This window comes from Azospirillum sp. B506, from assembly GCF_000333595.1.
Lineage (GTDB): Bacteria > Pseudomonadota > Alphaproteobacteria > Azospirillales > Azospirillaceae > Azospirillum.
This window is the reverse complement of the sequence record NZ_BADK01000109.1, coordinates 1-3,271: the sequence shown is the minus strand read 5'-3', so window position 1 is coordinate 3,271 and position 3,271 is coordinate 1. Positions and strand designations below refer to the sequence as shown.

General features: G+C 65.5%; 2 protein-coding genes and 1 rRNA gene. 1 reads left to right on the top strand and 2 read right to left on the bottom strand.

What is annotated here, in order from left to right:
* Together I71_RS03980 and I71_RS03975 are read right to left on the bottom strand one after the other, a co-directional pair.
* Window positions 1–1,123 (bottom strand): AAA family ATPase (locus tag I71_RS03980; RefSeq protein WP_042690936.1); only part of this gene is annotated, 1,123 nt, incomplete at its 3' end.
* The gene (locus I71_RS03975) at window positions 1,123–2,367 is read right to left on the bottom strand and encodes an exonuclease SbcCD subunit D C-terminal domain-containing protein (protein ID WP_042690934.1); all 1,245 of its coding nucleotides are present in this window, start codon (window positions 2,365–2,367) and stop codon (window positions 1,123–1,125) included. The genes I71_RS03980 and I71_RS03975, both read right to left, overlap by 1 nt.
* 516 nt (window positions 2,368–2,883) lie before the next feature.
* On the opposite strand from I71_RS03975, the gene I71_RS03970 reads away from it, so the two are divergent.
* Window positions 2,884–3,271: ribosomal RNA gene (locus I71_RS03970) — 16S ribosomal RNA — on the top strand; the annotation flags it as partial.

The window sequence follows — 3,271 nt, the reverse complement described above, 5'->3', positions numbered from 1 at the left end:
CGGCGCGGTCAAGGTCGGGGTTCGGCCTTGGCCTTTGGGGGCAAGCAGCCTCGAGCCGGCGCTTGGCCTCGCCATGGCGCCCGGTTTCCTCCTCCACCCTCAGCCGTGCGCGGTCAAAGCGATTCCCGCCCGTTCCATCGCCGCCGAGGCCTCGGCGGGCTTCTGCAACTGCCCGGTCGGCTTCGGACAGCAGGGGTCGCAACGGTTGAAGAGTGCGCAGGCGAGCCGCAATATTGCGCCGATCCTCCGCCTCGGCCCAGTCCTGGTCCGCCGCTCGGGCCGCTTCGATGGCTTTGCCCTCCGCCGCGGCGAGTTGCCCGTCGCGCTCGTGCCAGGCGAGGGACGTTCGGGCGACGGCCAGTGCCTGTTCACCATCCCGCACCGCTTCGGCGGCGTCGCCCGCCTCGGTCTGAAGGGCGGCGCGGTCGTCATCGTTCAGAACCCCGATGCCGCCGCCCTGCGCCACCAGACTGTCGAGCGTCTGCTTCTCCGCATTCGATCGTTCATGGGCCGCGACGGACAGGCGCGAATAGATCTCGGTCCCGGTCAGCAGTTCCAGCAAGGCGGAGCGCTCTCGCGGCGGCGCCTTCAGGAAGGTGGCGAAATCGCCCTGGGCCAGCAGCACCGCCCGCCGGAACTGCTCGAAGCTCAGGCCGAGCCGGCGCCCGATCTCCTCAAGCACGCTCTTCTTGCCATCGCCGAACCGCTTTTCGCCGTCCAGGCTGCTCAGCGAAAGGCTCTGCGGCTGCAAGGATCCCCGCGCCTTCTGTCGGGCGCGGCGCACCTCCCAGCGCGCCCGGTAGGCCTCGCCATCGATGCCGACGAAATCCACCTCGGCCCAGCCGAAGCCTGCTCCCCGGCGCAGAACCGTCCGCACATCGTTGGTGCGGATGCTGTTTGAATCGCCCTCCGGCCCCAGCATCTCGCCGCGCCCTTCGGGCAGCCGCGGCATGCTGTCGAACAGGGCGAGACACAGGGCATCAAGGATCGTGCTCTTACCCGCACCGGTCGGTCCGGTGATGGCGAAAAGGCCCGCCCGCTGCAGCGGCTCCCGGTCGAAATCGATGGCGAAGGGACCGTCCAGGCTGGTCAGGTTGGCGCCGCGTACCGCGAGAATCCGCATCACATCGTCTCCTGCACGCCGGTCAGCAACTCATGGAAGGCCGCCATCAGGTCGGAATCGGGATCACCCTCGTGGCTGCGGCGGTAGAGCCGGCGGAACACCTCCTCCGGTTCCAGGGAGGCCAGATCGACCGGCGGCGCGCTGTCGGCCAGCGTCTGGCCACTGCCGGTCAGCCGCACCCCCAGCTTCAGCAGTCGCACCGCCCGCCCGGCCAGCACCGCCTCGATCTCGTCGCGCAGGGCAGGGCGGGGCTCGGGCAGAGTGACCGTCACCTCCAGGAAGGGCCAGGCATCGCGCGGCAGGGCACTGTCCAACTCCAACCGCTTCAATCTCTCCAGTGCCGCTTCCGGGCTGGCCTCGCTGATGCGATGGATGGGCACATGCCGTGGCACCCGCAAGGCTTCATGCCCGACCAGCCGGCCGGCGGCGAATTCCGCCAGCATCACCTGATGGCGATAGGGTTCCTCGTCCAGCGCCAGCGGGATCGGGGAGCCGCTGTAGCGCACCGCTTCGCGTCCGCCCACCGCCTGCGCCCGGTGCAGGTGGCCGAGCGCGACATAGGCCGCATCCTCGGGGAAGATGTCGACTGGCAGGGCATGCAGATTGCCGCCCAGGATCTTGCGCTCGCTCAGTTCGGACAGGGCGCCGCCGCGCATATAGCAATGTCCGGTCAGGATCAGCGCCTCGCCCCGTCCGCAGCGCTGACGCCCGGCGGTCCAGGCATGGGCATACCGATGCCGCACTCCCTCGATCAGCGGATCGACATCCTCCGCCTCATCAACCGGCGGCAGGTCCGACGGCCGCAGGTAAGGCATTGCGACGCAGCGGGCGGCGATGGTCCCATCGGCATCGTGGAGCGGCACGATCAAGGGCGATGGATCGAACATTCCCTCGGCGGAGGAGGGCAGGGTGCCGACCACCCGCACCCCCATCTCGGTCATCAACGGTGATGGAGCCTCCAGCCGGCTCGCGCTGTCATGGTTGCCGGCAACCACCACGATGTCCAGCCGCGGGTGCAAGGCCTTCGCTCGCGCGACGAAGCGATAGAACAGTGCCAGGGCGGGGATCGGCGGGTTCTGTCCGTCGAACACATCGCCGGCAATCACCAGCGCATCCACCCGATGCTCGCCGATGCGGTCGATCAGCCAGTCAAGGAAGCGGGCGTGCTCGGTATCGCGGGGGATGCCGTGCAGCGACTGGCCGAGATGCCAGTCGGCGGTATGAAGAAGACGGAAGCTCCGCATGGTCCTGCGCTCGCAACGAAACGATGCGCCACTCTACGGATCGCGCCATCGGCCGAGCTTACGAAAAAATGACGGAAGGACGAAAAAAGCGCTTGCATGGTTTGGGGGAGGGCGCCTATAACCCGCTCCACCGACGGCGGGGCGCTGAACGAAGCGCGGCGCTGAAGGAGAAACGGATAAAGAAAACAGCGACTTAGCTGTTTAATCTTCCGGTTTCGACCGAAATACCTCCGGCCTACTCTGGTCCGATCCTCTGAAGAAGGGGAAGCGGAAGAGCGGCCGGTGCGGCACGTTTCAGTGCTGCGGGTTCTTTGACAAGTTTATACCGTGTTGTGAGAAGGGATGCGCAGGCGGCGGCAGTTGGTAGCCGTTGCGGCCTTGTGGTGTTGGTTCTTTTGGGGATCGGCACAATGAGGATCGTCTGTGCATCTTTTGAGCAGAGAAACTGTGAACAGTATCGACGTTTCAGGAGATCGCTATCGGCGGTCCTGTCAGTCGTGACTTTGGTCACGATCTGAACCTGAGAGTTTGATCCTGGCTCAGAACGAACGCTGGCGGCATGCCTAACACATGCAAGTCGAACGAAGGCTTCGGCCTTAGTGGCGCACGGGTGAGTAACACGTGGGAACCTGCCTTTCGGTTCGGAATAACGTCTGGAAACGGACGCTAACACCGGATACGTCCCCCAGAGAAATTTGGGCGGAGAAAGTTTACGCCGAGAGAGGGGCCCGCGTCGGATTAGGTAGTTGGTGAGGTAATGGCTCACCAAGCCTACGATCCGTAGCTGGTCTGAGAGGATGATCAGCCACACTGGGACTGAGACACGGCCCAGACTCCTACGGGAGGCAGCAGTGGGGAATATTGGACNNATGGCGCAAGCCTGATCCAGCATGCCGCGTGAGTG

What these genes read in the sequence shown, in the direction of transcription:
- I71_RS03975 (WP_042690934.1), bottom strand. Translation starts at nt 2,367, where the DNA reads ATGCGGAGCTTCCGTCTTCTTCATACCGCCGACTGGCATCTCGGCCAG.